This window comes from Xylanibacter brevis ATCC 19188 (assembly GCF_000621725.1).
In the GTDB taxonomy this organism is placed as follows: domain Bacteria; phylum Bacteroidota; class Bacteroidia; order Bacteroidales; family Bacteroidaceae; genus Prevotella; species Prevotella brevis.
In genome coordinates this window covers 83833-109975 of the sequence record NZ_JHXM01000003.1, presented here as the reverse complement: position 1 = coordinate 109975, position 26143 = coordinate 83833, and the positions used below count along the sequence as shown (strand labels likewise).

Sequence of the window (26143 nt, the reverse complement as noted above, 5' to 3'; positions counted from 1 at the left end):
CAAAAGTGGCACTATTGACATGTAATAGTGCCACTTTTGATCCTGATCTAGACTTTAGAATGGCGTGTTCTAGAGTTTAGATCGCACTATTCCAGAGTCTAGAAATGTGTATTCTAGACTCTAGAGCGAAGATGAAACCATAAGTATTGTGTTTTAATAGGGGCGCAATGGTGCCTCAAAAGGGCTGCTGTCTTATGCTGATAGTGGCCCTTTCAGGGGACTGTAGGCATGCAGTTTTTGTTAGAAGCGGTAGTGAAGTTGCAGTGAGAGGTCGGTGGCGCTGGAGTGGGGAATCTGCTGTTGGCCCGAACCGATGACTGCACGGTCGAAGTAGTTGGTGTAGCCCAATTTGGCAGTGAGATGGAGCTGGGGCGTGATGGCGGTGCGTGCCAACAGCATGAGGTGCATGCCCTGACCGTAGTACATGGGAAACGAGAAGTCGTAGCGCATCTGGCGCTCGTAGAGATAAAGCCTGCTGTCGTAGTCGTCGGTGTGGAAAAGGGCGGCAGAGGCGCACAACAGATGCTTCTTGCTTTGATAGGTGCCCTGCTGACTCACCATGATGCCACGACTCGTGGTGGGGCACGTCATCTGTGCCAGGTCCAGCTGACTTTTCAGCGAGAGTCGTTCCGAGTATCGATAGGTGGCGGCAAGACGTCCACGCTGTTCTCTGACGGGCACCAACGCCGTCTGCTCGTCGTTGTCCTGCTGGCGGAAGCGGGCACGCAGGCGTCCGCTGAGGTCCCAACGGGCGCGCTGGTAGTTGGCCTGCAGAAAGAGATCGAGCGCATGCGAGGACGCTGACACGCGGTAGCGGGGCTGCGGGAAATAGGCATAGTCGGCATAAGCCTGAAGTTGCAGGTGGGAAATGGGGCGACAGGTGGCACCCAGGTAAAAACCCTGCTCGTTTTGTATGCGTGACCCTTCGCTGAAGCTGTGTGCATAGAATGACGAGTAGCGATGACTGTAGAACCGATGCAGTGCTGTGATGCTGGTGCCGCTGCGCGACTGATGACTCAGTGCATGGATGGTGGCCAGGGCACCTTCCTGACTGATGGCTGTCTCGCCGCGAACGGTCCAGCGGTGATGGTCGTAGCCATAGTACAGGCTGGCGTTGAAAAATCGCTCACCATGCGGGTAGTAGCGGCGGAAAGGTTGGCTGCGATCCGGGCGCAGGGCGCGATCGGTTTCGGTATAGATGGCCGTGGCTCCCATACGGAAGGCAGCAGCATGAAAGGCAGTTGTGGCACCCAAGGCCGTGAGGTGCGTGTTGTACTTCTTCTGTATCTCGCCGGGCGTGCGGTGGTAGCCACTGTAGATAAGAGTCTTGGCAGTGCCATCGTCGTCGTTGAGCGTGGCATCGACACCGCGATGCGAGGCCATGAGCGTCACGGATAGCGGTTTGCCGAGGCTGATGGTGGCAGCGGCGCCCTGGAAGTAGCCTTGTTCGGAGCGTGAGCTATGAGGGCGAAGTCCCTGAGAGAGTCGACCCAGCGACTGCAGTGTGATGGTCTTTCCCATTGAGAACCCATTGTTGAGCACCAGTCCCATGCCGGCCGAGAGCTTATACTTCCCGACGATGGCCGTGGCGACAGGTCCCAGGTCGTTGACCTGTAGGTAGTAGGAGTAGGCGTCATATCCCCACCGGTTTCTGTCGGTGAAGAAGGGCTCGCCAGCATCCTGCGCCCCGATGATGCCCGCCCGCAGCTTCTTGCCGTAGTCCAGCTCGTAGCGCAGCGAGTGCCGGTATTGATAGCCCAGATAGCCGTTGTCGTCGCCTTTGCGGTTGTAGAATGGTATGTTGGCCGTGGCCGTGAGCGCTTGGCGCACCACGACGGGTGGGCGCATGGTCTCCGGCGGCGTGTATTCGCCCACATAGACGAAGTAAGGCAATAGTGAAAGTTGCTGATAGCTCAAAGAGCGCACCATGCGCAGTTCGCCCAGAGAGCGCACAGGCCGATAGCGGTCCAGATACTCTATGAGGTCCATGACCTGCTGGGGCGACAAGAACGGCAACTGCTCCAGTTCGCTGCGTGTCGTGGCGTTGAGGTTGATGGGGTGGTCGGCCAGCTGCTGCAGCAGTTCCAGGTTGACTTCGCTCAGCGTGGCGCTCTCGTCGTCGGCATAGTCCTCCAGCAACTGCTGGTAAGCCTGGTGCCAGTCGGCAGTGCCGGCATCGGTTTGCGCAGAAACACTGATGGCTGCTAATCCCGCAAAGAGGAAGAGCAGCCATCGTTGTGTGCGCTGATGTCGCATCAGTATTTATTTTACGTATTCTGAGAAATCGGTCAGGTGCATGTCGCCCTTGCGAGCCAGGGTGTCGTGCATGGCAAAGGCAGCAGTCAGGTTGTGGCAGGTCTGTCCCTTCTTTGAAATCTTCAGGTAGTCCCACAGCAACTGCTTGTAGTCGGGGTGTGCACAGCTCTCGATGATGCACTCGGCACGCTGTGCGGGGCTCTTGCCGCGCAGGTCGGCCACACCCTGTTCGGTGACGATGATGTTGACATCGTGCTCGGAAGAGTCCTGGTGACTGACGAAGGGCACGATGCTTGAGATGACGCCACCCTTAGCCACAGAAGGACAGGTGAAGATCGAGAGGTAGGCATTGCGGATGAAGTCGCCGCTGCCGCCAATGCCGTTCATCATCTTGACACCGCTGATGTGCGTTGAGTTGACATTGCCATAGAGGTCGGCCTCGATGGCTGTGTTGATAGCGATGACGCCCAGTCGGCGGATGACCTCGGGCGAATTAGATATCTCGCTCTGACGCAGCGTAAGGTGATCCTTCATGTAGTCCATATTGTCGTAAACCTGCATCAGACACTCGTTGCTGACGGTGAGCGAGCAGGCCGAAGCGTCTTTTACACGTCCGTTGAGCATCATCTCGATGACAGAGTTCTGGATCACCTCGGTATAGATGTTGAAGTTGGGCACATGCTTGTCCTCGCCCAAAGCGCCCAGGATGGCATTGGCCGTTGAGCCCACACCGCTCTGCAGAGGCAGGAACTCCTTGGGAATGCGACCCTTGTGCATCTCTTCAACCAGGAACTCGGCTGTGAGGAAACCAATCTTCTCGGTCACGGGATCTGAATCCTTAAAGGCACGGGCCTCGTCGGGGATGTTACACTCTACGACACCTACCACCTTGTCCTTGGGGATAGAGACGTAGGGCACACCGATGCGGTCGCTGACCTTGGTGATCATGATTGGCTGACGGTAGGGGGGATCCAATGGCTCATAGACGTCGTGGATGAACTTGGCGTTGGGATTGTGGAAGCTGTTCAGCTCCAGGATGACGTGCTTAGCCAGGCGGGCTGCAGTAGGACTGATACCACCGGCTGCGGTGAGATAGACATGGTAGTCGTTGCCACAGTCCTCGATGTCGCAGACCTCGAGAATAGCCCAGTCGATGTCACCATAGAAACCATAGCGAAGCTCCTGTGCCATGTGGCTGAGGTGCAGGTCGTTGTAGGGAATCTCTCCCTGGTTCACGTGCTTGCGGAAGTCGGGGTTGGTGGTGTAGGGGGCACGATACTTGATGGCCTGTGCGTTGGCCATGTCGCCATCGGTGCTCTGACCGGTAGATGCACCCGTAAAAATACCTACCTTGAACTCGCGACCAGCCTCATGTTCGGCTACAGCAATCTTTGCCAACTCCTTGGTCGTTGCCTTTGCCACACCTGCAGGCGTAAAGCCGCTCATGGCAATATTCTCTCCATTTTTTATCAGTGCTGCAGCTTCAGCAGCAGTCATGCGTGTATAAGCCATATATAGGGATTTGATAATTTTGCGTGCAAAAGTACAAAATTATTCTGAAATAACGAATGATTCGTAAGAAAAATCACTGTTTTGCTTCCAAATAGTCAGCAAATATATGGGCGGCGGATATGATTTGATTAACACAGGGGCGTGTCTTGTAATATTCGGCAGTGCGCTCGGAGGCCACATAGGTGAGTGGTGCGTCTTTCTTGAGTTTCAGCAGTTCGGCACAAATGAGCGAACCATGGGCCTCGCGAAAGCGCTCGGCCAACTGTTGCACCACTTTATAATTATAGGACTTACCTTCGCGGTCGCCGGGAGTCACCGACCCGCAGTCCAATCCGGCCAGCAATGCCAGTGCATTGAAGGCACCACAAGACATGCGTAGGCGACCGATGCCGGCACCAAAGCCTGCGCTCATGCGCAGAGCTTGCTCCTCAGTGTAGCCGTAGATGTCGGCAAAGGCGGCTACAACCGACTGCGAGCAGTTGAACCCTTGCATGAAGAGTTCTTCTGCTCGCCGTATACGTTGTTCTCTGTCAATAAGAATACTCATAAACTACTCCTTGATTCTTTCCAAAGCCTCTTTAAGTAAAGCCTGCGGACAGGCAATGTTCAAGCGGATGTAGCCTTCGCCGCTCTGCGGACCATACATGGTGCCGGGGTTGACCCATACGTGGTAGTCGCGCAACAGGTGGTCGGTATAGGCCTGGGCCGTCATGCCCGTAGCGGTGATGTCTATCCACAACAGGTAGGTGCCCTGCAACTGGCTGACCTTCCAGTGGGGAAGGTGCTCTTTGGCGTAATTGCACAGCATCTGGTAGTTTGACCACAGGTAGTCGTTGAGCTCGTCGATCCAGTCCTCGCTATCATTATAGGCAGCTTTCAGGGCCACAGGACCGAAGGGATTCAGGTCGCACACCTCGTTGATGTTGACCGCACGGTCCAGACGGCGGCGCCACTCGGGTTGAGCGCAGATGATGTTGGCTGCCTGCAGACCAGCAATATTGAACGACTTAGACGGTGAGTTCAGCGTGACGCTGTTCTGGCGACAGGCCTCGCTGACCGCAGCAAAAGGCTGGAAGCGATGGCCTAGCATGATGAGCTCGCAGTGGATCTCGTCGCTCACCACCTTGACGCCATGCTTCATGCAGATGTCGTTCATGCGGCTGAGTTCCTCTTTGGTCCAGACACGACCGGTGGGGTTGTGAGGGTTGCAAAGCAGGAATACGGTGGTTTTCTCGTCGGCGCACTTTGCTTCGAAATCGCTCCAGTCCACCTCAAACGTGTGGCCCACCGGACTGAGAATGCTCTCGAGAACCTCGCAGCCGTTGTTGCGGATGCTAGAGAAGAAACAGTTGTAGTCGGGCGAGAGGATCAACACCTTCTCGCCAGGCATGGTCAGCGCCTTGATGGCTACCGACATGGCAGGCACAACACCCGTGGTGTAGATAATCTCTTCGCGGCGGATGTCCCACTGATGACGGCGCTTGAACCATGAAATGACAGCGTCGTAATAGTCGTCCTCGACCACGGTGTAGCCATAGACACCATGCTGGGCTCGCTTGACGACTGCCTCCTGAATGGCAGGGGCAGCCTTGAAGTCCATATCGGCCACCCAGAGGGGGATGATATCTTCGCCTTCAACGGACAGCGGACGGGGCTCGTCCCACTTCACACAGCCCGTATGGCGGCGCGTGACTATCTCATCGAAATTGTATTTTGACATGTTCTTCTCTTTCTTTATGATAGATATTGATGCTTTACTTTCTTGTTTCGATCACGCAGTTGGCTGGCTGCTTGATGTTCTTGTCGATGGTGATGCTACCGATAGAGTCGGCAACGATGTGACCGCTGGTGGGGTTCTTGATGTTCTCAATATGTCCCTTGATGTCGGCCTCCATGCAGCTATATTCAAAGACGCGGTCGCAGTCGGGTGCGAAGGTGCAGTTCTCCAGTACCAGCTGGTCGGCATAGCACAACAGCTGTTCGCCAGCCAGGTGACAGTTGACCAGACGTACGTTCTTTGAGTGCCAAGCCAGATACTCGCCATCAAGCACAGAGTCGTAGATGCTCACGTTCTCGCACTCCCAGAAAGAGTCTTTCGTAACGATATTGGCGTTGTGTATCTCTACGTTCTTACAGTATTGGAATACGTACTTCGAGTCGCTCTTCAGTCCGTCGATCTTCACGTTCTCACAGAACATGAAAGGATAGGTGCCGTCGTGCAGCTCCAGGTTGCGTGCCTCAATGTTGCGACACTTCCAGAATGTCTCGTCGGCATCGTTGATAACCACATTCTCCAGATACATGTCGTGCATCTCGCGAAACATCTTAGGACCGTCGATGCGCGTGTTGCGCATGTCCATATTATCACTATACCACAATGCAGAACGTGCACCGGCATCGAACTGACAACGGTTAATCTTGAAACCGTGAACATGCCAGAAGGGGTATTTGCCCCAGAAATGACAATCCTCGGCCTCAATATTTGAACACTCCTTAATGGCGCTCTCGCCTTCTCCAATTGTTACCTGTTCCAATCTTACGTTGTGTACCTCGAACAGCGGACGCTCACCTTCAAAATGTTGATTCTTGATAGTTTCCATTATATCCCTTTTCTTATTCTTATTTTAGCGGCACAAAGGTACAAAGAAATCCCGATATGGGGAAATCAACTAACAATTATTAGCAATTTGTAAGTAAAAAGTGATTTTTTATTCATTTTTGTGCATTTTTTGCATGAAAGTTTTGATAATTCGATAAATATTCCGAAATTTGCACCCAAAATTAAACTTACTTTGTATAATTATTTAAAAATATGGCTGAAAATTTGGAAGTGAAAGCACTCGATCAGGTGGTCGTGCGCTTCTCTGGAGACTCTGGCGACGGTATGCAGTTGGCCGGAAACATTTTTTCTACTGTCAGTGCCACTGTAGGCAATGGCATCTCAACATTCCCCGACTATCCTGCTGATATCCGCGCCCCGCAAGGTTCGCTGACAGGTGTATCTGGTTTCCAGGTGCACATCGGTGCTGGTAAGGTTTACACACCTGGCGACAAGTGCGACGTGCTCGTGGCCATGAACGCTGCCGCACTGAAGACACAGTATCGCTATGCTAAGCCTGGTGCTACGATCATCATCGACACCGACTCTTTCGGACCAAAGGATCTTGAGAAGGCTCAGTTTGCCAGTGAAGACTATCTGGGCGAGATGGGCATCGATGCCGACCGCGTGGTGGCTTGTCCGATGACACAGATGGTGAAGGATTGTCTGGCCGACAGCGGTATGGACAACAAGGCCATGTTGAAGTGCCGTAACATGTTTGCATTGGGACTGGTTTGCTGGCTCTTCGATCGCGATCTGAACCTCGTTGCAAACTTCCTGCGCGAGAAGTTCGCAAAGAAGCCTGCCATTGCCGAGGCGAACATCAAGGTGATTCAGGCTGGTTGGGACTACGGTCACAACACACATTCAAGCGCCATCAACGTTTATCGCGTAGAGACCAAGGAGAAGACCCCCGGTCGCTATATGGACATCACCGGTAACAAGGCTACGGCTTATGGTTTCATCGCCGCTGCCGAGAAGGCCGGACTGAGACTGTATCTGGGTTCTTATCCCATTACACCTGCCACCGACGTGCTGCACGAGTTGTCAAAGCATAAGTCATGTGGCGTCATCACTGTGCAGTGCGAGGATGAGATCAGTGGATGTGCCTCTGCACTCGGTGCCTCTTTCGCTGGTGCATTGGGTGTGACATCAACCTCTGGACCTGGCGTCTGTCTGAAGAGCGAGGCTATGAACCTGGCTGTCATCATGGAACTGCCACTGGTGGTGCTCGATGTACAGCGTGGTGGTCCTGCTACGGGTCTTCCTACGAAGTCAGAGCAGACCGACCTACTGCAGGCTCTCTTCGGTCGTAACGGTGAGAGCCCCATGCCTGTCATGGCTGCCACCAGTCCTACCGACTGCTTCGACGCTGCCTACCAGGCTTGTAAGATAGCATTGGAGCACATGACACCTGTGGTGCTGCTCACCGATGCATTTGTGGCCAACGGCTCAGGTGCTTTCAAGTTGCCCGACATCACAAAGCTTGATGCCATCAATCCTCCTTACGTTCCCGAGGAACTGAAGGGTAAGTGGACACCATATATGCGTGCAGAGAATGGAACCCGCTACTGGGCTGTGCCTGGTCGTGAGGGCTTCGCTCATATCTTGGGTGGACTGGAGAAGGACTCTAACACGGGTGCTATCTCAACAAATCCTGAGAACCACGACCTGATGACTCGTCTGCGTCAGCAGAAGATTGACAATATCCAGGTGCCCGACCTCGAGGTAAGTGGCGACGCAGAAGATGCCGACCTGCTCATCGTAGGCTTCGGTTCTACCTATGGTCATCTGCATTCAGCCATGGACGAGTTACGCCAGAAGGGCTATAAGGTTGCTCAGACTCACTTCAAGTATCTGAACCCCCTGCCAAAGAACACGGCTGCCGTACTTACTAAATATAAGAAGGTGGTTGTGGCTGAGCAGAACATGGGACAGCTGGCTGGCTACCTGCGCATGAAGGTAGATGGCTTCGTGCCCTATCAGTTCAATCAGGTGAAGGGTCAGCCATTCGTCGTAGAAGAGTTAGTTAACGCATTCGAGGAGATTATTAGAAAGTAAAGCATTATGAGTTATACAGCACAAGATTTTAAGAAAGGCCAGCCTCGTTGGTGCCCTGGTTGCGGCGACCACTTCTTCCTGGCTTCACTCCATAAGGCTATGGCCGAGATTGGCGTAGCCCCCGAGAACGTAGCAGTGATTTCTGGTATCGGTTGCTCTAGTCGTCTGCCTCACTACATGGCAACCTACGGCATGAACACCATCCACGGTCGTGCTGCTGCCATCGCTACCGGTGCTAAGGTGGCTAACCCCAACCTGACCGTATGGCAGGTGTCGGGCGATGGCGACGGACTGGCTATCGGTGGTAACCACTTCATCCACGCTAATCGTCGTAACATCGACCTGAACATGATCCTGCTGAACAACCGTATCTACGGTTTGACAAAGGGTCAATACAGTCCTACCTCACCTCGTGGCTTCGTGTCGAAGTCTAGCCCTTACGGCACGGTGGAGGATCCCTTCCGTCCTGCCGAACTGTGCTTCGGTGCTCGCGGTCACTTCTTTGCCCGTTGCGTCGCTACCGATGCCAAGGGTACCGTAGAGGTGCTGAAGGCTGCCTATGAGCATAAAGGCGCTTCAGTCACAGAGGTTTTGCAGAACTGTGTGATCTTCAACGACCACTGTCATGATGTGGTTTACAACAACGAGGGCCGCAAGAAGAACGCTATCTACGTGAAGCATGGCGAGAAACTGGTGTTCGGTGAGAACAATGAGTTCGGACTGGTGCAGCAGGGCTTCGGCTTGAAGGTTGTAGAGATTGGTAAGGATGGCTACACCATCGACGATGTATTGGTACACGATGCTCACTGCGAGGACAACACCCTGCAGCTGAAGTTGGCCATGATGTCGCCAGAGGATGGATTCCCCATCGCCCTCGGTGTGATTCGCGATGTGGAGGCTCCTACTTACAACGAGGCCGTTCATGCTCAGTTGGCAGAGGTAAGCGCTCAGAAGAAGTATCACAACTTCACCGAGTTGCTGGAGACCAACGATATCTGGGAAGTACGTTAATCGTTCCTGATAGATACAAATGTAAAAGGGGCATCGCTCAACCGAGCGATGCCCCTTCTTTATGGGGTATGTCTAAAAGGTTATTTGGCCTCGGGGGTCATGATAACCTCAACGTGGTTGCCACTGCTCAGAATCTGATTCTTGATGAACTGGCTGAGCGACTGAGGTGTCAGTGCCTCGATGGTCTTCTTATAGTCGGTGTGGGTGTCCAGACCGTACTCCTTCCAGGTGCTGATCGTGTTCATCCAGTAGCCATTGTTCTTTGCCATGATATCGGCATTCTTCAGCATGTTCTCCTTCACCTGAGCCAGGTCGTTGGCATCAATCTCCTGAGAAGCCTTCTCGATACCTTCGTGCAGCAATCTGACGGCAATCTCGGCCTTGTCGGGGTTCATGGGACAGTAGGCCTGCAACTGCATGAGTGGCTGGGTGCCGCTGAGTGAGAACTGGCTTGAAGCACCGCAAGAGTAGGCAGCACTCTCTTCTTCGCGGATGGTGCGCAGGTAGAGGATAGACAGGATCTGTCCGGCAGCATCGAGCTTCACCATATTGTCGAGCGTGTAGGGAGCCGTGGCTGTCCATACCTCAACGGCAGTAGCCTTGGGCGAATCGCTCTTCTGTGTAAACTTGTTCACAATCTCTCCGGTGGCGATGGTTCTTACATCCTTGTACTTGTCGGCCTTACCCTTGCCAGGAAGAGCAGCGATGTACTGTTCGATGAAGGGACGAATCTGCTGTTCGTCGAACTTACCCACGATGATGAAAGTAAACTGAGACGCATTCTTGAAACGGTCCTTATGGATATCCAGGATGCGGTCGTAGCTGATGTTCTTCAGGTCCTCTACCTCCAAGTTCTGGAAACGGGGATTGTGGCAGTAGATGGTGTTGGTCAGAGAGTCACTGTAAATGGCATCGGGAGAGAGGTGCTTGTTCTTCAATTGCATCTCCATCTGGGTCATCAGGTTCTGATACTGCTTCTCGTCCTTATTGACGGCGGTGAAGTAGAGATACATCATCTGGAACATGGTCTCCAGATCCTTAGGCGTAGCATGTGCCGTGATATACTGACGTGTCAGTCCAAGAGTGGCATCGGCATTGACGTTCTTACCAGCAAGGGCTTTGCTGAGCTCTGTGCTTGAGAAGTTGCCGAGACCGCTATAGCCGATCACCTGGTCGAATACTTTCAGGTTGGCAAAGTCGCTCTCGCCATAGAGTGACCTGCCGCCCATGGCAAATGCCTCGAGTCGAACCTCGTCGTCTTTATAGTCAGTGGGCTTCAGGATGACGGTAGCACCGTTAGAAAGGGTCAGCTCCTTGTAGCCAAGGGCCTTATTCTCTTTTTCCTTCTTAATTTTACCAGCCTTTGGCAACTTGGCCATCAGGGGCTCGTTCTTCACGTTGTCAACATAGGCAACGAGCTCTTCGGCACGAGCCTTAGCCACGGCAGCCTTCATGTCGGCCTCGGTGGGGTAGGTCAGTCCGTCGGCTTCGCGTGCCCACTCCATCACCACGAGGTTCTTGTCGCTGTCGCTGATGAGCTGGGGCAACACCTGATTGACCACCTCAACGGGGATGTTGGGCGCAATCTGGTTGATGATCTGATAGAGTGATTCGATAGAAGGGATAGGTTCGTTCGACAGGTAGTTGTCGCGATAGTCGTCGCCATACTGCGCATTGGTGATCTTGGCGCGGTTGGTGTACTGCTTCTCCAGAGCACTCAGGTAGTCGGCCTTGGCACGCTCGTACTCGGTGGCGGTAAAGCCAAACTTAGCCACACGACGTGCTTCACGGATCATGGTGTAAAGCGTCTCCATGTCGCGTCCTTCCTTGGGCACACTCATCATCTGGAAGGCTCCCTTGGTTTTTGCCAGCAGATAGTCGTCGTCATCGCCTGCTACCTGCAGGAAAGGACAGTTGGGGTCCTCAGCCAGTTCGCGCATACGAGCATTGAACATCTGAGAGATAACACCCTTGATATATACCTCAAGCAGGTAGTCCATGTTGGCCTTCTCCTCGGGCAGTGTGGCATCGTGTTTCATGAACAGGAGGATGTTGTTGATGCGCATCTCCTTGTCCTTCTCGAAGACGAAGATAGGCTCTTCGTTGTCGGGCACCTGCTCGGCTACTACCTGTGCAGCATTGGCAGCCACCTTGATACCACTGAAGTACTGTTTGATCATAGCCTCGGTATGGTTGACATCGATGTCGCCAACGACGATGATGGCCTGGTTGTCTGGGCGGTACCACTTCTGGTAATAGGCACGAAGTGTGGCAGGCTTAAAGCTGTCGATGACGCTCATCAGTCCGATAGGCATGCGCTCACCATACTTTGAACCCGGATATATCTTTGGAAGTGAACGGGTGATCATGCGCTGTGAGGGACCTTCACCCAGGCGCCATTCGTTGTGAACCACATCGCGCTCCTTGTCAATCTCGTCGGCTTCGAGCGAAAGACCGCATGACCAGTCTTTCAGTATCAGCAAACAAGAGTCGAGGGCTGCCTGGCCTTTAGATGTAGGCACGTTGCAGACACGATAGACGGTCTGGTCGATAGAAGTGTAGGCATTCAGGTCGCTACCAAACTCAACACCCAGCGAACGGGTGAAGTCGATGATGCTCTTGCCGGGCTTGTTGGGGAAGTTCTCCGAGCCGTTGAAAGCCATGTGCTCAAGGAAGTGAGCCAAACCGCGCTGCGTCTCGTCCTCCTGAATAGAACCCACGCGCTGGGCAATGTAGAAGTTGGCTACGTGCTCGGGCCATTCGTTATGACGGATGTAGTAGGTCAGACCGTTGTCCAACTTACCAATTCGTACCTCTGGGTCAACGGGAATGGGGGGCATCTGTTGGGCCACCATTGACACCGCACTGATTATTAGGAACAGTGCACTAATGAATAATTTTCTCATTTTTATTTGTTATTAAATAGTATATTTTTAGCAAAGGTAGGTGTTTTCTTATGAATTGATAGTGATTGATGCTTTTAATTAATGTTTTTTATACGTTGATTAAAAAGGTGCTGGGGCGCAGAAAGTAAGCTCTTCGCCGGTGGTGGGGTGGGTGAATGACAACTTTTCTGCATGCAGATAGAGACGGTCGGAGGCTTTTCCATAGAGATTATCGCCCAGAATGGGGGCTTGGAGTCCCTGATGATGAGCGCAATGCACGCGCAACTGATGGGTGCGCCCTGTGTGAGGCACCAGTCTCAGACGCACGATGTGTTGGCTTTCTGAGAGCACTTCGTAGGTGGTTAATGCATGCCGACCGTGCTCAAAGTCCACCAACTGGCGTGGACGGTCGTCTATATCTGCGCGTAGAGGTAGGCAAAGTTGCCCTTTACGATGAGTAAAGTGGTTCTTTGACTGTACTAAAGCGATGTATTCCTTATGTGTGGAACGATTGATAAACTGACTCTGCAGGTGGTGGTAGGCCTTGAGGGAAAGAGCAGCCACCATGATGCCAGACGTGTCCATGTCCAGGCGGTGCACAATGATGGGCCCTTCTGCCTGTGGATATCTGGCCTTCAGAAGGTCATAGACAGATGTGGCCTCCGTCTTTCCCGGTACCGATAGCATCCCTGCTGGCTTGTTGACCACCACGATGTCTGCATCGGCATAGATGATGTCTAGCGGGGATGTCTTTGCTGATGGCGTCAGCTGTTCTACCTCCAGGCCTTGGAGCATAAACGAAAGGATAGGCTTGCACTTGCCTTGGCAGGCAGGATAGTATTGGCCGTGGTGGCGTATCTCCATCTTTGGCGATGCTCCTTGCCAGAACTCAGCCATGCAAAGCGGACGAAGATGATGCATGAAGGCATACTGAAGCAGTCGGGGGGCGCAACACTCGCCGGCTCCTGACGGTGGAATACCTTGTGAGGTTGGTGCAAAGATGTCTAAGAGAGATTGGCGTTCGCCACGCGCATCCAGCATGACGAACTGGCTGAACAGCCACTGTTGCAGTGCATCGGAGCGATGCTTGCGTTCTTGTTTTAACTGAGTAATCTGGTCTTCCAAAGGTGAAAGACCGCGTTCGGCTTCTGTGATGCGTTCCTTCCAGCGTGCTTTCAGTCGGCGAAGCTCGGCCTTCTGAAACTGGCTCTCGCGTGTCATTGCCTCTGTTCGTACGGTGGCAGCGGCGCGAACCTCTTTCGCTTTGCGCATCATCTCCTTATAGTCGTTCACCTCTGCATCGGCCTGTTCTTTCAGTCGGGCCACCTCTTGTCGCAGATGCAGAAGCTGATAACTGTTCTCCATGGTGTCCACCTGATGGTTGATGGCCGTGATAGCGCTTTCTTCCTGTTTGAAATAGCCATCGGGTTGCAGGTAGTCGAAGACGGCTGGCACAAACCATGGCCAATCGGCTCGTCCGCCCAGTTGTCCGCTATAGGCCGCCAGGAATCCCAGTTTTCCTTCTGCATCCTGACACACCAGCACGCCAAACATCTTGCCGGCAGCGATCTCCTCGCACCAGTCATCCTTATCTTTTATATAATCAGCAACCTGTTCCGCAGCCAATAGTGACAGCGGATGAGGCTCATAGTCAAACGGATTGTTCAGTTTGACGGGTGGTTGAAGGGATGTGATTAGTTGGTGGAACCGCACAATAAGCTATTTCATCAACAGTTCGCTCAGTTCCTGCATGCCGGCACTTGCTCCTTTCAGAATCTGCTTGACGTTGCTTCCAGCACTCACGGGGTTGGGGTCAATCAGGTAAACAGGTACGTTGGGGCGCACGTAGTGAAGAAGACCTGCTGCGGGATAAACGTTCAGGCTGGTGCCAATGACGATAAAGATGTCGGCACTCATGGCCTCTTCTGCAGCAATGGTGATGTTGGGAACGGCTTCGCCAAAGAAAACAATAAAAGGACGAAGCAGCGATCCATCGCCAGCCTTTGTGCCTGGCTCAATCTCGCAGTTGTCGGGTGTCAGCGTTTGCTGGTAGCGTGGGTCATCTACATCGCGGCTAGAACAAACCTTCATCAGTTCGCCATGCAGGTGGATGACCTTTGTCGAACCAGCCATCTCGTGCAGATTGTCCACGTTTTGCGTTACCACGGTGACGTCGTACTTCTCTTCCAGTGCAGCTACCAGTCGGTGTCCTTCGTTGGGTTTCACACCCCAACACTTCTTGCGCAGCATGTTGTAGAAGTTCGTCACCAGTGTAGGATCGGCTTCCCAACCCTCGTGTGTAGCTACCTGGGCAACGGGATATTCCTCCCATAAGCCATCAGCATCACGGAATGTGCGGAGACCACTCTCCACAGACATACCTGCACCCGTCAAAACAACGATTTTCTTTTTCATAAGCTTCCTCCTGTATGAAGTTGGACGACTCGGATTCGAACCGGGAATGACAGAACCAAAACCTGTAGTGTTACCATTACACCATCGTCCAAAAAAAATAAAAACAGGCGATTCTTCTTGAAATCGCCTGCAAAGGTAGCGCTTTTTTACGATACTACCAAATATTATTCAGTTTTTTTACGTCCTACAGTGATAGCTCTTGTCCGCGGTAGAAGAGTATCAAGGCCTGCTGATACAGGTATTCATAACGCGACTGCGTGAGCTCGCTCTCGGCTTTCAGATAGTTGTTCTTAGCCTCGTTGAACTCGGTCAGTGTGGCTTTGCCCTGTTCATACTTTGCCTGTGTCAGCAGGAATGCCGTCTCACTGCTTTGACGTGCCTGATTGCTGCTGCTCAGTTTGCTATTGGCGGCCACCAGATTGTAGTACACTTGTTGGATTTCCTTATAGAGTGCCTTCTTCGTATTGTCCAACTGCAGTTGCTGGTTGTTGCGCTCCAACTTGGCAGCACGGATATTGTTGCGTGTCTGGAAGCGGTTGAAGATGGGTATGTTTAGACTGAAGCCCAGATACTGGCTGAAGTTGTTCTTTATCTGTTTGCTGAATGTCTCGGCAGGGAAGCCCGAAGTCTTGTAGTAGTTAGAGCCAAGACCTGCGCTGAAGCTGAGCTGAGGATAGAGTCCGGCTTGTGCAATCTTTATGTTGTTGTCTGTAGAGCGCAGTCGCAGTTGCTGTGCCTGAATCTCGGGTTTGATGGCCAGCGCCTCGGCAAAAATGTCGTCGGGCGTGATGGCAACAGGTTCTGCGGTAAGCATTGATACCTGTGGGCGTTCCACCATGAAGCCCTCGGGACTTTCCAGTTCCAGCAGTTGCGTCATTGAGAGCAAAGCCAGTTGTAGGTTGTTGTCGGCCTGTGTTGCCGTGAGTTGACTCTGCGAGAGTGTTGCCTTTTGCTGAGCCAGTTCCACCTCGCTGATTTTCCCCACGTTGAGCAGGGCCTGCAGTCGTGCCACCTGAGCAGAGTCGATGGCTATCTGTCGGTGTGCCACCTCAGAAAGTTCCAGGTCGTAGAGTATCTGTACGTAAGCCTGTGCCACCTGCATGCGGATGTCGTTGCGTGCTTTCTCCAGGTCCTGTGTGGCGGCCTCGAGGTTCAACTCGTTCAGTCGGATGTTGTTTGGAATCTGGAATCCCGTGAAGAGAGGAATGCTTGTGCCCAACGAGAACGAGGTCGATGACGTGTTCGTGTTGGTGTACGTGTTCTCTGCCGTCAGACCACGACCGAACGAGAAGTTCTGTCCTGCGCTGGCATTCAGGTCTGGCAGGCGCGAGTTGCGGGCAGTGGATAGCTGCAGCTCGCGTTGGCGGCGCTGGTTGTCATACTGCTTTACAGTGATGTTGTGCTCCACCGCATAGTCGCAGCACTGGCGCAGGCTCCATGCCTTTTGGGCATTCATGGGCAGCGACGCAGCGGCGAAGAGTAGAAATGCTATGCTTTTGTTCATCATCTTCATGTCGTTTTATTGTTCTTCAGCAATCAGTTGCGGACCGCGCACCTTCTGTTTGGCGGTGAGGCCCTTCTTGATTTCAATGTTCACACCGTCGCTCAGGCCTGTCACCACAGGCTGGCGCTCGTAGGTCTTCTGCTTGCCCTCACCCTTCACCAAATAAACGAAGGTGCTGTCGCCACTGAACTCGATGGCACTTTCGGGGATAGCCAGCACCTGTTGTGCTTGAGCCAGCACAATCTCAGCATTGGCCGAATAGCCCGAGCGCAAGCTCTGTCCTTCCTCTTTTAGTGAGGGCAGCAGCACGGCAGCCTTTATCTCAAACTGGTTAGCACCATTGCTCTCTGTTGCCTTTGGCGAGATATACTCCAGTGTGGCGTCGAGCTGCATATCCTGCAGAGCACCGATGGTGATCTTCATGGGGATGCCGATAGAGAGCAGGCCCACCTCGGTCTCGTCGATGTTGCCACGGAAGATCAGATCTTTCATGTTAGCCACCGTAGCGATGGTTGTACCATCGTTGAATGTGTTAGAGTTGATGACCGAGTTACCCACCTTTACGGGGATGTCGAGGATGATGCCACTGATGGTAGAGCGAATCAGCGTTGACGATGCCGAGGCATTCGACTTTGACACACCATCGCGTACCACCTGCAATGCGTCGATGGCAGCAGCATTCTCTTCCTGTGCCTGTTTCAGTTGCTGACGACTTTTCTCAAACTCTTCATCGCTGACCAGTTTCTGGTTGTGCAGTGACTGTGTGCGTGAGAAATCCTTCTCCACCTGTTTCAGGTTAATGTCAGCCAGTCGTACACGGCTCTCGGCACTAGACAGCTGGCCCATGTCTGGTATCACCTTTACTTTGGCAATCACCTCGCCTTGCTGTACAAAGTCGCCAGGCTCTTTCATCAGTTCAGCAATGATGCCGCTGATCTGAGGCTTCACGCTCACCTCGTTGCGTGGTTCTATCTTACCAGTGATGATCGTTGTCTTCTTCAGGTCGGTTGTTTCAGGTGTAAACTCTGTGTAAACCACCTCTTTGGGTTGGCTTTTCTGCCACAGGAACACAAAGGTTCCGATGAATATCAGTGCGATGATGCTCGCAATGATGAGTTTCATGTACTTTTTCATAATCTTTATGTTTTATTGTTTTTATTCGTCTCTCATTGCATCTACGGGTTTGATGCTCATGGCACGTGCTGCAGGAGCGATACCTGCTAATACGCCCATCATGGCGATAGCCAAGGCAGCCATGATGGCTGTCCAGAAGTCCACCTGGAAGTGGGCACTCACAATACCGTCTTCCGTATTGCCCATCTCTAGCATTTGCAGGATAAACACGGCAAAGAGAATGCCGCTCATACCTGCCACCAGCGTCAGCACGATACTCTCTGCCACAATTTGCGACAGGATCATTCTGGGTGTGGCACCAATGGCGCGACGTATTCCTATCTCTATGGTACGTTCGCGCACGGTCACCAGCATGATGTTCGAAACGCCGATGGCACCGGCCAGCAGTGTGCCCAATCCCACGAGCCATATCAGGAAGTTGACACCGCGAAACAGTGAGTCCAGCATTTGGAACAGCACTTCGGTGTTGAACACCATAATGGCCTGTTCGTCGTTGGCATCGATGGTATGTGCTCTTCCCAGAGCCTCGCGGATACGCGGGATGATGGAAGTCATCACCACGCCTGGTCGTCCTGTGACGGCAATCATGTCCACCGTGTTACCGCGGTTATAGACCTGTTGCATCTGGGTGATAGGCAACAGCAATTTTGAGCCGTCGCTACCCGTCATGCCTCCCGATGTATTATAGTCCACACCAATCACCTGGTAGTAGATGGAGTCCACGCGGATGAACTTTCCGCAGGGGTTGCCACCGCCAGGGAACAGTTCCTTGTATATCTTCTTGCCAATGACGCACACCTTGCGTTTCTGGGCGATGTCCATGTCGTTCAGAAAGCGTCCGTAGAACATCTTCGGACTATTGAAGAACTGATATTCAGGTAGCACGCCGTTCACGTCGATAGAAGTTTTTCTGTCGGCATAATAGGCCGAACCACCATTGCCGTAGAGTATGGGCGAGATTACATCGAGTTCTGGCACGCGCTGGCGCAGTCGCTCGGTGTCTCTGTATTCCATATTCCAGTAGCGTCCTTTGCGGAAGCCCTTGTATGCTTTCGACGTTGGCTGAGCCCATACAAGAGCTGAGTTTGTGGCAAACCCTTCAAAGTTAGAGTTCAGCAGTTCCTTCAGTCCTTGTCCTCCGCCTATCAGCGATACCAGCATGAACACACCCCAGAAGATGCCGAAGCCAGTCAGCAGCGAACGACTCTTGTTGCGGGTCAGAGTGTCAAGGATTTCACGATAGTTGTCTAAGTCTATTCTCATAAGTTCTTAATCTGCTCTAAGTGCTTCAATAGGTCTGGTCTTTGCCGCCTTCAGTGCAGGAATCAGTCCTGCAATGGTGCCGGCAATAATCATCACCATGGTCGCCTCGATACAAATGTCGATGCCCACGGTAGGGTTGATGAACATGGACGCCTTAAACAGTCCGGCATCTACCTTCGTATGTCCTATTGTGGCATCCATATATTCGCAGGTGGCCACGCCCAGAACCATGCCGATATAGCCAAAGAAGGTGGTGATGATGATACTCTCGGTGATGATCAGTTTCAGGATTGCCCACGGCTTGGCGCCGATGGCCTTTCTGATGCCAAACTCGTGTGTACGTTCCTTCACGGTGATCAGCATGATGTTCGAAACGCCCACGATGCCGCTCAGCAACGTAAACAAGCCTACAATCCACAGAGCCATTCTCATGATGCCGATAGCTTTGTTCATCTGCATGTTCTGCATGTGTCTGTTCCAGAGCCAGATGGCACCTTCGTCTTCAGGGTGTACCATGTGGTTTGCATTCAGTCGCTTGCGGTATTTCTTCTCAAAAGCCTCGTTATCGTTCTCGGTGTCCAGTCCATGGAACGTAAACTCAATGTTGCCGGCATCACTACTGTTGGTGCCAAAGATACCCTTGATGGCCGTGTATGATGAGAAGATATAGGGCTGTCCGTTTTCTTGTTCCTTGTAGATGCCTACAATCTTAAACGAGAAATTTCCCAGGTTGATATTGTCACCCAGTTTGGCTTCCAACTCTTTGGCTTGCTTTTCGCTAATCACCAGCACCTTTCTCTTCTCGCGGATGTCGATGGTGTTGATGAATCGACCCTGCGTCATGTCCACTTTGTCAATGCGGATATGGTTTGGGTACACACCCATGACCTGTGGGTACAGGTACTGAGAACCATGACTCACCAGTGGGCTCACGCGATATTGAGCGCCGACCTCGTCGATAGTCCCTTTGAACTCCTTGTCGGTGGTGGCAATGTCGCGTTGCTGCAGTTGAATCATGCGTCCCTCCTTCATGCCTTGATACGGTTTCGACGTCCAGCCGCCGAAAGCCACCATCGAGTTCGACAGGAAACGGTTGGTTTGCAGCAGTTGTGCATTGATCAGTCCGTTGCCTGCACCCAACAGCACAATCAGCATGAAGATGCCCCATGCCACTGCGAAACCTGTCAGGCCGGTGCGCAGCTTGTTGCGTTGCACCGTTTGCCATATCTCATTCAATAACTCCATCCTTGATTCTAATGATTCGGTTGGTTTGTTGTGCCACGCCAGGGTCGTGCGTCACGATGACCTGCGTGATATGTTCCTCCTTGTTCAGGTTCTTCAGCAGTTCCATCACCTCTACGCTGGTCTTCGAGTCCAGTGCGCCCGTAGGTTCATCGGCCAGGATAATCTTCGGGTTTGTGATCAGTGCACGTGCAATGGCCACGCGCTGTTTCTGTCCGCCTGAGAGCTCGTTGGGGTAGTGTTCAGCCCAGTCTAGCAGTCCCAGCTTCTCCAGATATTCCAGAGCCAGCTGGTGGCGCTTCTTCCTGCTCACCCCCTGATAGAACAGGGGCAGCTCTACGTTCTCTACCGCCGTTTTGAAGTTGATCAGGTTGAACGACTGGAAGATAAATCCAATCATGTGGTTACGATACTCTGCGGCTTTTCTCTCCGACAGGTTCCAGATGCGTGTGCCTGCTAGTTCATAGATTCCCGAGTCGTAGTTGTCCAAGATACCTAATATATTTAATAAGGTGGACTTACCCGAGCCGCTGGCTCCCATGATGCTGACAAACTCGCCTGCTTCGATGTCGAGATTTATGCCCTTCAGCACATGCAATGGCTGTGCGCCGAAATAGGTTTTGTTGATGTTCTCTAAGTGTATCATTCGATTCTTTATAATATTCGTTATAATGATATGACGTCATAACGAAGTATCGTTTTTTTAGTTCTTAGACGCACGCAATGTCAGGTTTGTTGCATATCATACGCCTCTTTAACATCTTCTAACGTTATACCCAGCAGTTGCATCTGTCGGAACAGTTCCGGTAGTTGTTCTTTCATAAACACGTGCTTGCGCTCTTTCATAATTTGTTTCTTCGCCCCTTTAGTCACAAAGTAGCCCAGTCCTCTTTTATTATATATAATGTTCGCACGTGCCAATTCATCATAGGCCCTCACGGCGGTGTTGGTGTTCACCTCCAGCAGTACAGCGTACTCACGCACCGATGGGATGCGGTCGTCGTCCTTGTACTTGTCGGCCAGTATCTCGTCACATAGCCTATCGGCCATCTGCAAGAAAATCGGTTTATCAGAATTAAAAATCATACGTTCAGCCATTTATTGTTTATCACCTGTATGCGGCAGAAGATCTTATACGAAGCCCAGTAGTGAGCTGCGATGACAAACCAGCCGCCCAGCAAAGCGAAATAGAAGCGGAGATTATAAATTGTACGATAGGTGTAAAAAGTTTTACCGTTAGATAGTTGATACATCTTGTCCTGTTGATACTCTAAGAAGTGATAGTCTATTTTGTCCAGTCCCGTCTGTTTGATGATTATCGCCAGCAGAATCGTGGCAATGATAATAATAGCACTCGTTGGCAGGAACTGGAGACGACGGAACAGCGTACCGCCTACGATGTAGAGAGAATGGTAATAGAACATCCAGGTTGCAACTAACAATAATTTCTGCCATTCAAGATCATCTGAGAGGAAATCCACATACAAAGGAACGCCCCACACTATGATACGTCCAGTAATGGCATCTGTCAAGATGCGCAGTGCATCTGCCGCAATGATAGATACAATGGTGACAACGGCCATCAGAACGACAGAGTGAAGCAGACTGATGATATATTTCTCACAATTCGACACAGGCCAAAGCAAATAAGCAGAGCGCTTGCGTGTATCCTTCATCTGCGAAAACAGAGAGCTGGCACCAAAGAGCATAGCAATATAAAAGAATATCATGAAGAAAGGTGTTGAGTCTTTTACAACAGTAGAATATTGGAAAATCAATTCTTCTCCTTGAAAGAATTCCACCATCGCTGAATATCTCATACCTTCCACACGCGTAAAGAACAAGTTAGCAAAGAACAAGACCAACGTGTAGATGCCAAAGATGCGGATCCACGACTTACGTGATACGAGGAAGTGGCACTTCAGTGCCTGACCAAATCTTTTTATATTGAAGTTTTCCATTTTTTCTATTCGGTTTTTAGTTAAAACTTTGCTTGGGTAATACAGTTAAACAATAGTTCAAGGTTGACCTGCGTCTCAGCATCGCCCTCTTTGCGCTTGGCAACGACGGCATTGCCCTGGAGCGTGGGTTCGGCATAGAGCACATCGGCATCCATCTGCTGTGGTGTGCGATATTCAAAGACATACTTCTCTTCTATCTCCTGCATAGATGCATTCAGCAGCACGCTGCGTTGGTCGAGAATCAACACGTGGTCGAGCAACTGTTCTACATCGTGCACCTGGTGGGTAGAGATAATCACCGTACGGTCGTCTGTCATGTGCTGTGCAATCACTTTGCGGAACTGCGACTTAGAAGGAATGTCCAGCCCATTCGTAGGCTCGTCCATCAACAGATACTGCGTATTGGTAGCTATTGCAAAGGCAATGTAGGCTTTCTTGCGCTGTCCCATTGAGAGTTTTCCCAGATGCACATCCTCGGGCAATTCAAAGTCAGCCAGACAGTCCTTCAAAATCTCTTCTGAGAATTGGGGATAGAATGGCTTGTAGAGTTTCACATACTCAGAGAGATGGATTGCAGGGAGTTCAAACTCCTCAGTAACCAAGAAGATACGGCTCAACATCTCTGCCTGTCGCTTGTAGGTGGCAATACCATCACATCTCACACTACCCGCAGTGGGGCGCAACAAGCCAGAAAGCAGGTAGAGCAAGGTTGATTTACCAGTACCGTTCTTGCCAAGAAGACCATAGATACGATTTTCCTCCAGCGTCAAACTGAAGTTGTCAAATACCAGATGCTTCTGTCTGGCATAATTAAAGTTAATGTTGTTTACGTTGATCATACTTATTTTATAACTTAAAAACACTTCAGTAATAGTGTACCAGTTTAATAGTACACCGCAAAAGTAGATGTTTTGATGTTACCAACCAAATATTTGGCCGATTATTTTACGTAATTAACAAAACTTTAACAAATCCACCTTGTTTATTATTACTATTGACCAATGGTGATAACCTGGTCGCAGTAATTTATAACCGCGGTGCGGTGAGTCACGAAGATAACGGTGCGACGATGGTCGCTGAGAATGTTTTCAAGTACTTTTCGTTCAGTTTCTGTGTCAAGTGCACTGGTAGCTTCGTCCAGCAGCAGGATGCTTCCCGGTCGCAGCAGTGCACGTGCAATGGCGATGCGCTGTGCTTGTCCCTCGCTCAGCCCACCGCCCAGTTCCGAGAAGTGCGTGTCTAGTCCTTGTGGTAGCTCGTCGATAAAGTCGGCACAAGCCTTGCTGAGTGCTTCCCTCATAGCCTCGTCGGTAGCTTGTGGGTTGCCCAGCAGCAGGTTGTCGCGCAGCGAACCGCTCAACAGCGTGTTGCCCTGTGGCACATAGATAAAGTTGCAACGATGCAGCGGTGACAGTGATGTGGCTTCGTGGTGGTCGCCATAGAGAAGAATCTCTCCCTGTTGAGGCTTCACCAGCGCCAGCAGCAGTCGTATCAGTGTGGTCTTTCCCGATCCAGTCTCGCCCATGATGGCCGTGCACGTTCCTGGTTTGAAGTCTGCCGAGAAGCTGTCCATCGCAGGTTGCTGTCCGTCGGCACCATAGTTGAATGTCACCTGTTCGAAACGGATGCCGCAAGGTGCCGGCAACATGATGGCCTCTCCCTGCTGCTCCTCCGGTGTTTCCTCCAGTTCCATGAGTCGTTCGGCGGCAGTGAATACGCTGACAAAGGCAGGCGCCAGTCGGGTCAGCTCGCGTGCAGGTCCCTGAATGCGGAACACCAGTTGCAGGAATGCCGTCATACCACCAAAGGTCAGTGTGCCACTCTGCATGCGCAGGGCGCCCCATAGAAACGCTATCAGGTAGCCCAGCGAGAAGCCGACGTTCAGAAACAGATGACTTGTCACCGAAAATGCCGTGCGCAGGCGTACCCATCCGCGCAGCATCGTCTGCGTGTCGCTCAGTCGGTCCAGTATCAGGTTGTCGGCCTCCATCGTCTTCACCAGCATGCGGTGCTGCATAGTCTCGGTCAGCAGGCTCTGCACCCGGCTGTCGCTGTCGCGCACCTTTCGTGAGAAGCGGCGCATCTGTGTTACGTAGAACCGGCTTATCAGGATGAATATAGGCAGTATGCCCACCGTGATGCATGCCAGCCATACATCCATTTGTAGCAAGTAGAAGAAAGCACCGATAAACATAGTGATGGTCGAGAGCACCGAAGGCATGGTCTCGGTGAGAAACTGCACCACCGTCTTCACGTCCTGTTCCAGTCGGCTGATGACGTCGCCCGTGTGCATGGCCTCACGTCCGCGCCATTCCGAGCGCAGCAGTCGTGCCAGCATGTGCTGTTGCAGTCGGTTTTGCGCCTTCACACCGAGTATGTTACGTACCCATACGCGCGAGATGCCAACGGCAAACTCGCCCAGTATGATGAGTGCCATCAGTCCCACGGCCCAGTAGAGTGCCGTCTTCTGATCCGAATCGGTGGTGTAAGCATGTGCGGCAATGTCGATGGCGCGCTGCATGGCCCATACCGAGAGCAGGCTGAAGCCCACGCCGACCAGTCCGATGGTTGCGTTCATCGAGGCCTGAAGTCTGTTGCCCTTCAGTGCCCGCCACAGCCATTTGAAAATCTCTTTCGTTGTGTAGTGGCTTTCGTTTTTGTGTAGTAGCTTTAGTAGCCTCATGGTTTAGTTTCTGCCGTCAGCTCCCCACATCATTTTCTCGCGTAGCATCGAGAAGTAGTGTGTGCTGTTGCGTTTCACCACCTTTATTTGATAAGGCGCGCGCGAAAGGCGTAGCGTGGTCCCCTCAGGCAGTTTTTCAGCCTGGCCGTCGATGGCCACGAGAAACGTATGACTACGACTGCTCACCGTCAGTTCGATGGTGGCCGTGTCGGGAAGCACAATAGGACGTACGTTCAGTGAGTGGGGCGCCACAGCCGTCATGAGCATGACGCCCGTCTGCGGCACGATGATAGGACCACCGTTCGACAACGAGTAGGCCGTAGAGCCCGTCGGTGTCGAGACAATCAGTCCGTCGGCCTGATAGGTGGTGAGGTATTCGCCGTTGACCGAGGCCCGTATGGAAATCATAGATGCCGTGTCGCGTTTCAGTATAGCCACATCGTTGAGCGCACAGTTGTAGCCTGTCAGTCTCTCGCCGTCGGTGTGCACCTGTATCAGCGCACGGTCTTCCACCCGGTATTCGCCAGTGAACAGAGCTTTGAAGCACGACTCCACCTCGCGTGGCGATATGTCTGCCAGAAATCCCAGTCGCCCCATGTTCACACCCAGTATAGGAATCTGCTTGTCGCGCACCCGGCTGGCCGTCTTCAGCAGTGTGCCGTCACCGCCCATCGAGATGGCGAAGTCAGCCTCGAAGCTACAGCCGCTGAACGTCTGGTAATTGCGCACATCGATCATCTCCGAACAACAAAGGAAGTCGTAGTACTCCTCGTCAATGAGTACGGTGGCACCATACTCCTGCAGGGTGGTCAGCACCTGGCGGATGGCGGCCGACTTGGCGTGTTGGTAAACGTTACCGAAAAGCGCGAAGCGAAAAGGTTGTTGTGGCATATCTCATTCGTTTTGTTTTTGCAAAAGTACAAAAATAATACATAAATTGTCATGAAATGCGGTTTTTTGTCGAAAAAATAGGCATTATTGCGGTTTTTTTGCTAACTTTGCTCCATCAAGAAGTTGAAGTAGAAGTTATATTGAACAATCAAGATATGGCAAAAGTTTATGTATTTCTGGCCAACGGCTTTGAGGATGTCGAGGCCCTGATACCCGTCGATGTGTTGCGTCGTGGCGGTGTGGAAGTAGTAACGGTGAGCACCACGGGCGAGGGCCAGGTGGTAGAGAGCTCACACAAAGTGCAGTTCATTGCCGATGCAATGATTGAGGATTGCAATTTCTCTGATGCCGACCTGCTGCTGCTTCCCGGCGGTATGCCCGGTGCCAGCAATCTCTATGCTCATCAGGGTGTCAGAGAAGCTGTGCTCCGCCAGTACGAGGCTGGTAAACGTATCGCTGCCATCTGTGCCGCACCCGGTGTGGTGCTGGGTCAGTTGGGTGTGTTGAAGGGCAAGCGCGCCACGTGCTATCCCGGTTTTGAGCAGTTGCTTGAAGGCGCTTCCTATACTGCCGACCTTTGTACCGTAGATGGTCCTGTCACCACGGGCGAGGGCCCTGCCGCCGCATTCCCCTTTGCCTACGAGCTGCTGTCGCAGTTGGTTGACCAGCAGACGGCCGACCAGATAGCTGAAGGCATGCGTTTCAAACACCTGATGCAGCGCTGAT

At 52.2% G+C, this 26143-nt stretch carries 21 protein-coding genes and 1 tRNA gene; 3 read left to right on the top strand and 19 right to left on the bottom strand.

Translation table 11 applies throughout. The features are described from left to right. Positions 1-240 precede the first annotated feature (240 nt). From T433_RS0102375 to T433_RS0102355, 5 genes are all read right to left on the bottom strand, one after another. Complete coding sequence (locus T433_RS0102375) at positions 241-2256, bottom strand: ComEA family DNA-binding protein (protein ID WP_052356949.1); 2016 nt, start codon at positions 2254-2256, stop codon at positions 241-243. Positions 2257-2262: 6 nt separating this feature from the next. Continuing rightward, on the bottom strand, positions 2263-3768 hold the full coding sequence (locus tag T433_RS0102370; RefSeq protein WP_027454707.1) for a butyryl-CoA:acetate CoA transferase: 1506 nt from the start codon (positions 3766-3768) through the stop codon (positions 2263-2265). Between the two features lie 73 nt (positions 3769-3841). Next, complete coding sequence (locus T433_RS0102365; protein WP_027454706.1) at positions 3842-4315, bottom strand: C-GCAxxG-C-C family protein; 474 nt, start codon at positions 4313-4315, stop codon at positions 3842-3844. A 3-nt stretch (positions 4316-4318) separates the two neighbouring features. After that, positions 4319-5488 carry a MalY/PatB family protein gene (locus T433_RS0102360; protein WP_027454705.1) on the bottom strand — a complete coding sequence of 390 codons (1170 nt, stop codon included), beginning with the start codon at positions 5486-5488 and terminating at the stop codon, positions 4319-4321. Between the two features lie 34 nt (positions 5489-5522). Then, entirely contained in the window at positions 5523-6368 is an 846-nt protein-coding gene (locus T433_RS0102355) for a DUF3737 family protein (RefSeq protein ID WP_027454704.1), read from the bottom strand. A 212-nt stretch (positions 6369-6580) separates the two neighbouring features. On the opposite strand from T433_RS0102355, the gene T433_RS0102350 reads away from it, so the two are divergent. Together T433_RS0102350 and T433_RS0102345 are read left to right on the top strand one after the other, a co-directional pair. Continuing rightward, positions 6581-8428 carry a 2-oxoacid:acceptor oxidoreductase subunit alpha gene (locus T433_RS0102350; protein ID WP_027454703.1) on the top strand — a complete coding sequence of 616 codons (1848 nt, stop codon included), beginning with the start codon at positions 6581-6583 and terminating at the stop codon, positions 8426-8428. Positions 8429-8431: 3 nt separating this feature from the next. Beyond that, on the top strand, positions 8432-9439 hold the full coding sequence (locus tag T433_RS0102345; protein ID WP_027450519.1) for a 2-oxoacid:ferredoxin oxidoreductase subunit beta: 1008 nt from the start codon (positions 8432-8434) through the stop codon (positions 9437-9439). 80 nt (positions 9440-9519) lie between these two features. Here T433_RS0102345 and T433_RS0102340 read toward each other — a convergent pair whose 3' ends face one another. The 14 genes from T433_RS0102340 to T433_RS0102275 all read right to left on the bottom strand — a co-directional run bounded on the left by T433_RS0102340 (position 9520) and on the right by T433_RS0102275 (position 25417). Further along, the gene (locus tag T433_RS0102340; RefSeq protein WP_027454702.1) at positions 9520-12351 is read right to left on the bottom strand and encodes a M16 family metallopeptidase; all 2832 of its coding nucleotides are present in this window, start codon (positions 12349-12351) and stop codon (positions 9520-9522) included. Between the two features lie 93 nt (positions 12352-12444). Continuing rightward, entirely contained in the window at positions 12445-14037 is a 1593-nt protein-coding gene (locus tag T433_RS0102335) for a pseudouridine synthase (RefSeq protein WP_027454701.1), read from the bottom strand. 6 nt (positions 14038-14043) lie between these two features. Beyond that, positions 14044-14739, bottom strand: coding sequence for an SIR2 family NAD-dependent protein deacylase (locus T433_RS0102330; RefSeq protein ID WP_027450522.1), 696 nt, complete (start codon positions 14737-14739; stop codon positions 14044-14046). A 20-nt stretch (positions 14740-14759) separates the two neighbouring features. After that, positions 14760-14830, bottom strand: a tRNA-Gln gene (locus T433_RS0102325). Positions 14831-14923: 93 nt separating this feature from the next. After that, positions 14924-16252, bottom strand: a complete 1329-nt coding sequence (locus T433_RS0102320; RefSeq protein WP_248616458.1) for a TolC family protein — start codon at positions 16250-16252, stop codon at positions 14924-14926. Between the two features lie 6 nt (positions 16253-16258). Then, complete coding sequence (locus tag T433_RS0102315; RefSeq protein WP_027454699.1) at positions 16259-17377, bottom strand: efflux RND transporter periplasmic adaptor subunit; 1119 nt, start codon at positions 17375-17377, stop codon at positions 16259-16261. 21 nt (positions 17378-17398) lie between these two features. Further along, positions 17399-18640, bottom strand: coding sequence for an ABC transporter permease (locus tag T433_RS0102310; RefSeq protein ID WP_027450525.1), 1242 nt, complete (start codon positions 18638-18640; stop codon positions 17399-17401). A gap of 6 nt (positions 18641-18646) precedes the next feature. Continuing rightward, entirely contained in the window at positions 18647-19885 is a 1239-nt protein-coding gene (locus T433_RS0102305) for an ABC transporter permease (protein WP_027454698.1), read from the bottom strand. After that, positions 19869-20528, bottom strand: a complete 660-nt coding sequence (locus tag T433_RS0102300) for an ABC transporter ATP-binding protein (protein WP_027450527.1) — start codon at positions 20526-20528, stop codon at positions 19869-19871. Before T433_RS0102300 ends, T433_RS0102305 begins: the two co-directional genes overlap by 17 nt. Before the next feature lie 80 nt (positions 20529-20608). Continuing rightward, complete coding sequence (locus tag T433_RS0102295; RefSeq protein ID WP_027450528.1) at positions 20609-20968, bottom strand: GntR family transcriptional regulator; 360 nt, start codon at positions 20966-20968, stop codon at positions 20609-20611. Continuing rightward, complete coding sequence (locus T433_RS0102290; RefSeq protein ID WP_027454697.1) at positions 20965-21843, bottom strand: hypothetical protein; 879 nt, start codon at positions 21841-21843, stop codon at positions 20965-20967. The genes T433_RS0102295 and T433_RS0102290 overlap by 4 nt, the downstream gene beginning before the upstream one ends. A gap of 20 nt (positions 21844-21863) precedes the next feature. Further along, positions 21864-22682, bottom strand: a complete 819-nt coding sequence (locus tag T433_RS0102285) for an ABC transporter ATP-binding protein (RefSeq protein ID WP_027454696.1) — start codon at positions 22680-22682, stop codon at positions 21864-21866. Positions 22683-22834: 152 nt separating this feature from the next. Beyond that, positions 22835-24526, bottom strand: a complete 1692-nt coding sequence (locus T433_RS0102280) for an ABC transporter ATP-binding protein (RefSeq protein WP_027454695.1) — start codon at positions 24524-24526, stop codon at positions 22835-22837. Positions 24527-24529: 3 nt separating this feature from the next. Then, positions 24530-25417 carry an NAD kinase gene (locus T433_RS0102275; protein WP_027454694.1) on the bottom strand — a complete coding sequence of 296 codons (888 nt, stop codon included), beginning with the start codon at positions 25415-25417 and terminating at the stop codon, positions 24530-24532. Positions 25418-25572: 155 nt separating this feature from the next. Here T433_RS0102275 and T433_RS0102270 point away from each other — a divergent pair, with 155 nt between their 5' ends. Beyond that, a complete protein-coding gene (locus T433_RS0102270; RefSeq protein ID WP_027454693.1) occupies positions 25573-26142 on the top strand; it encodes a DJ-1 family glyoxalase III in 570 nt (189 codons plus the stop codon). Position 26143 lies beyond the last annotated feature (1 nt).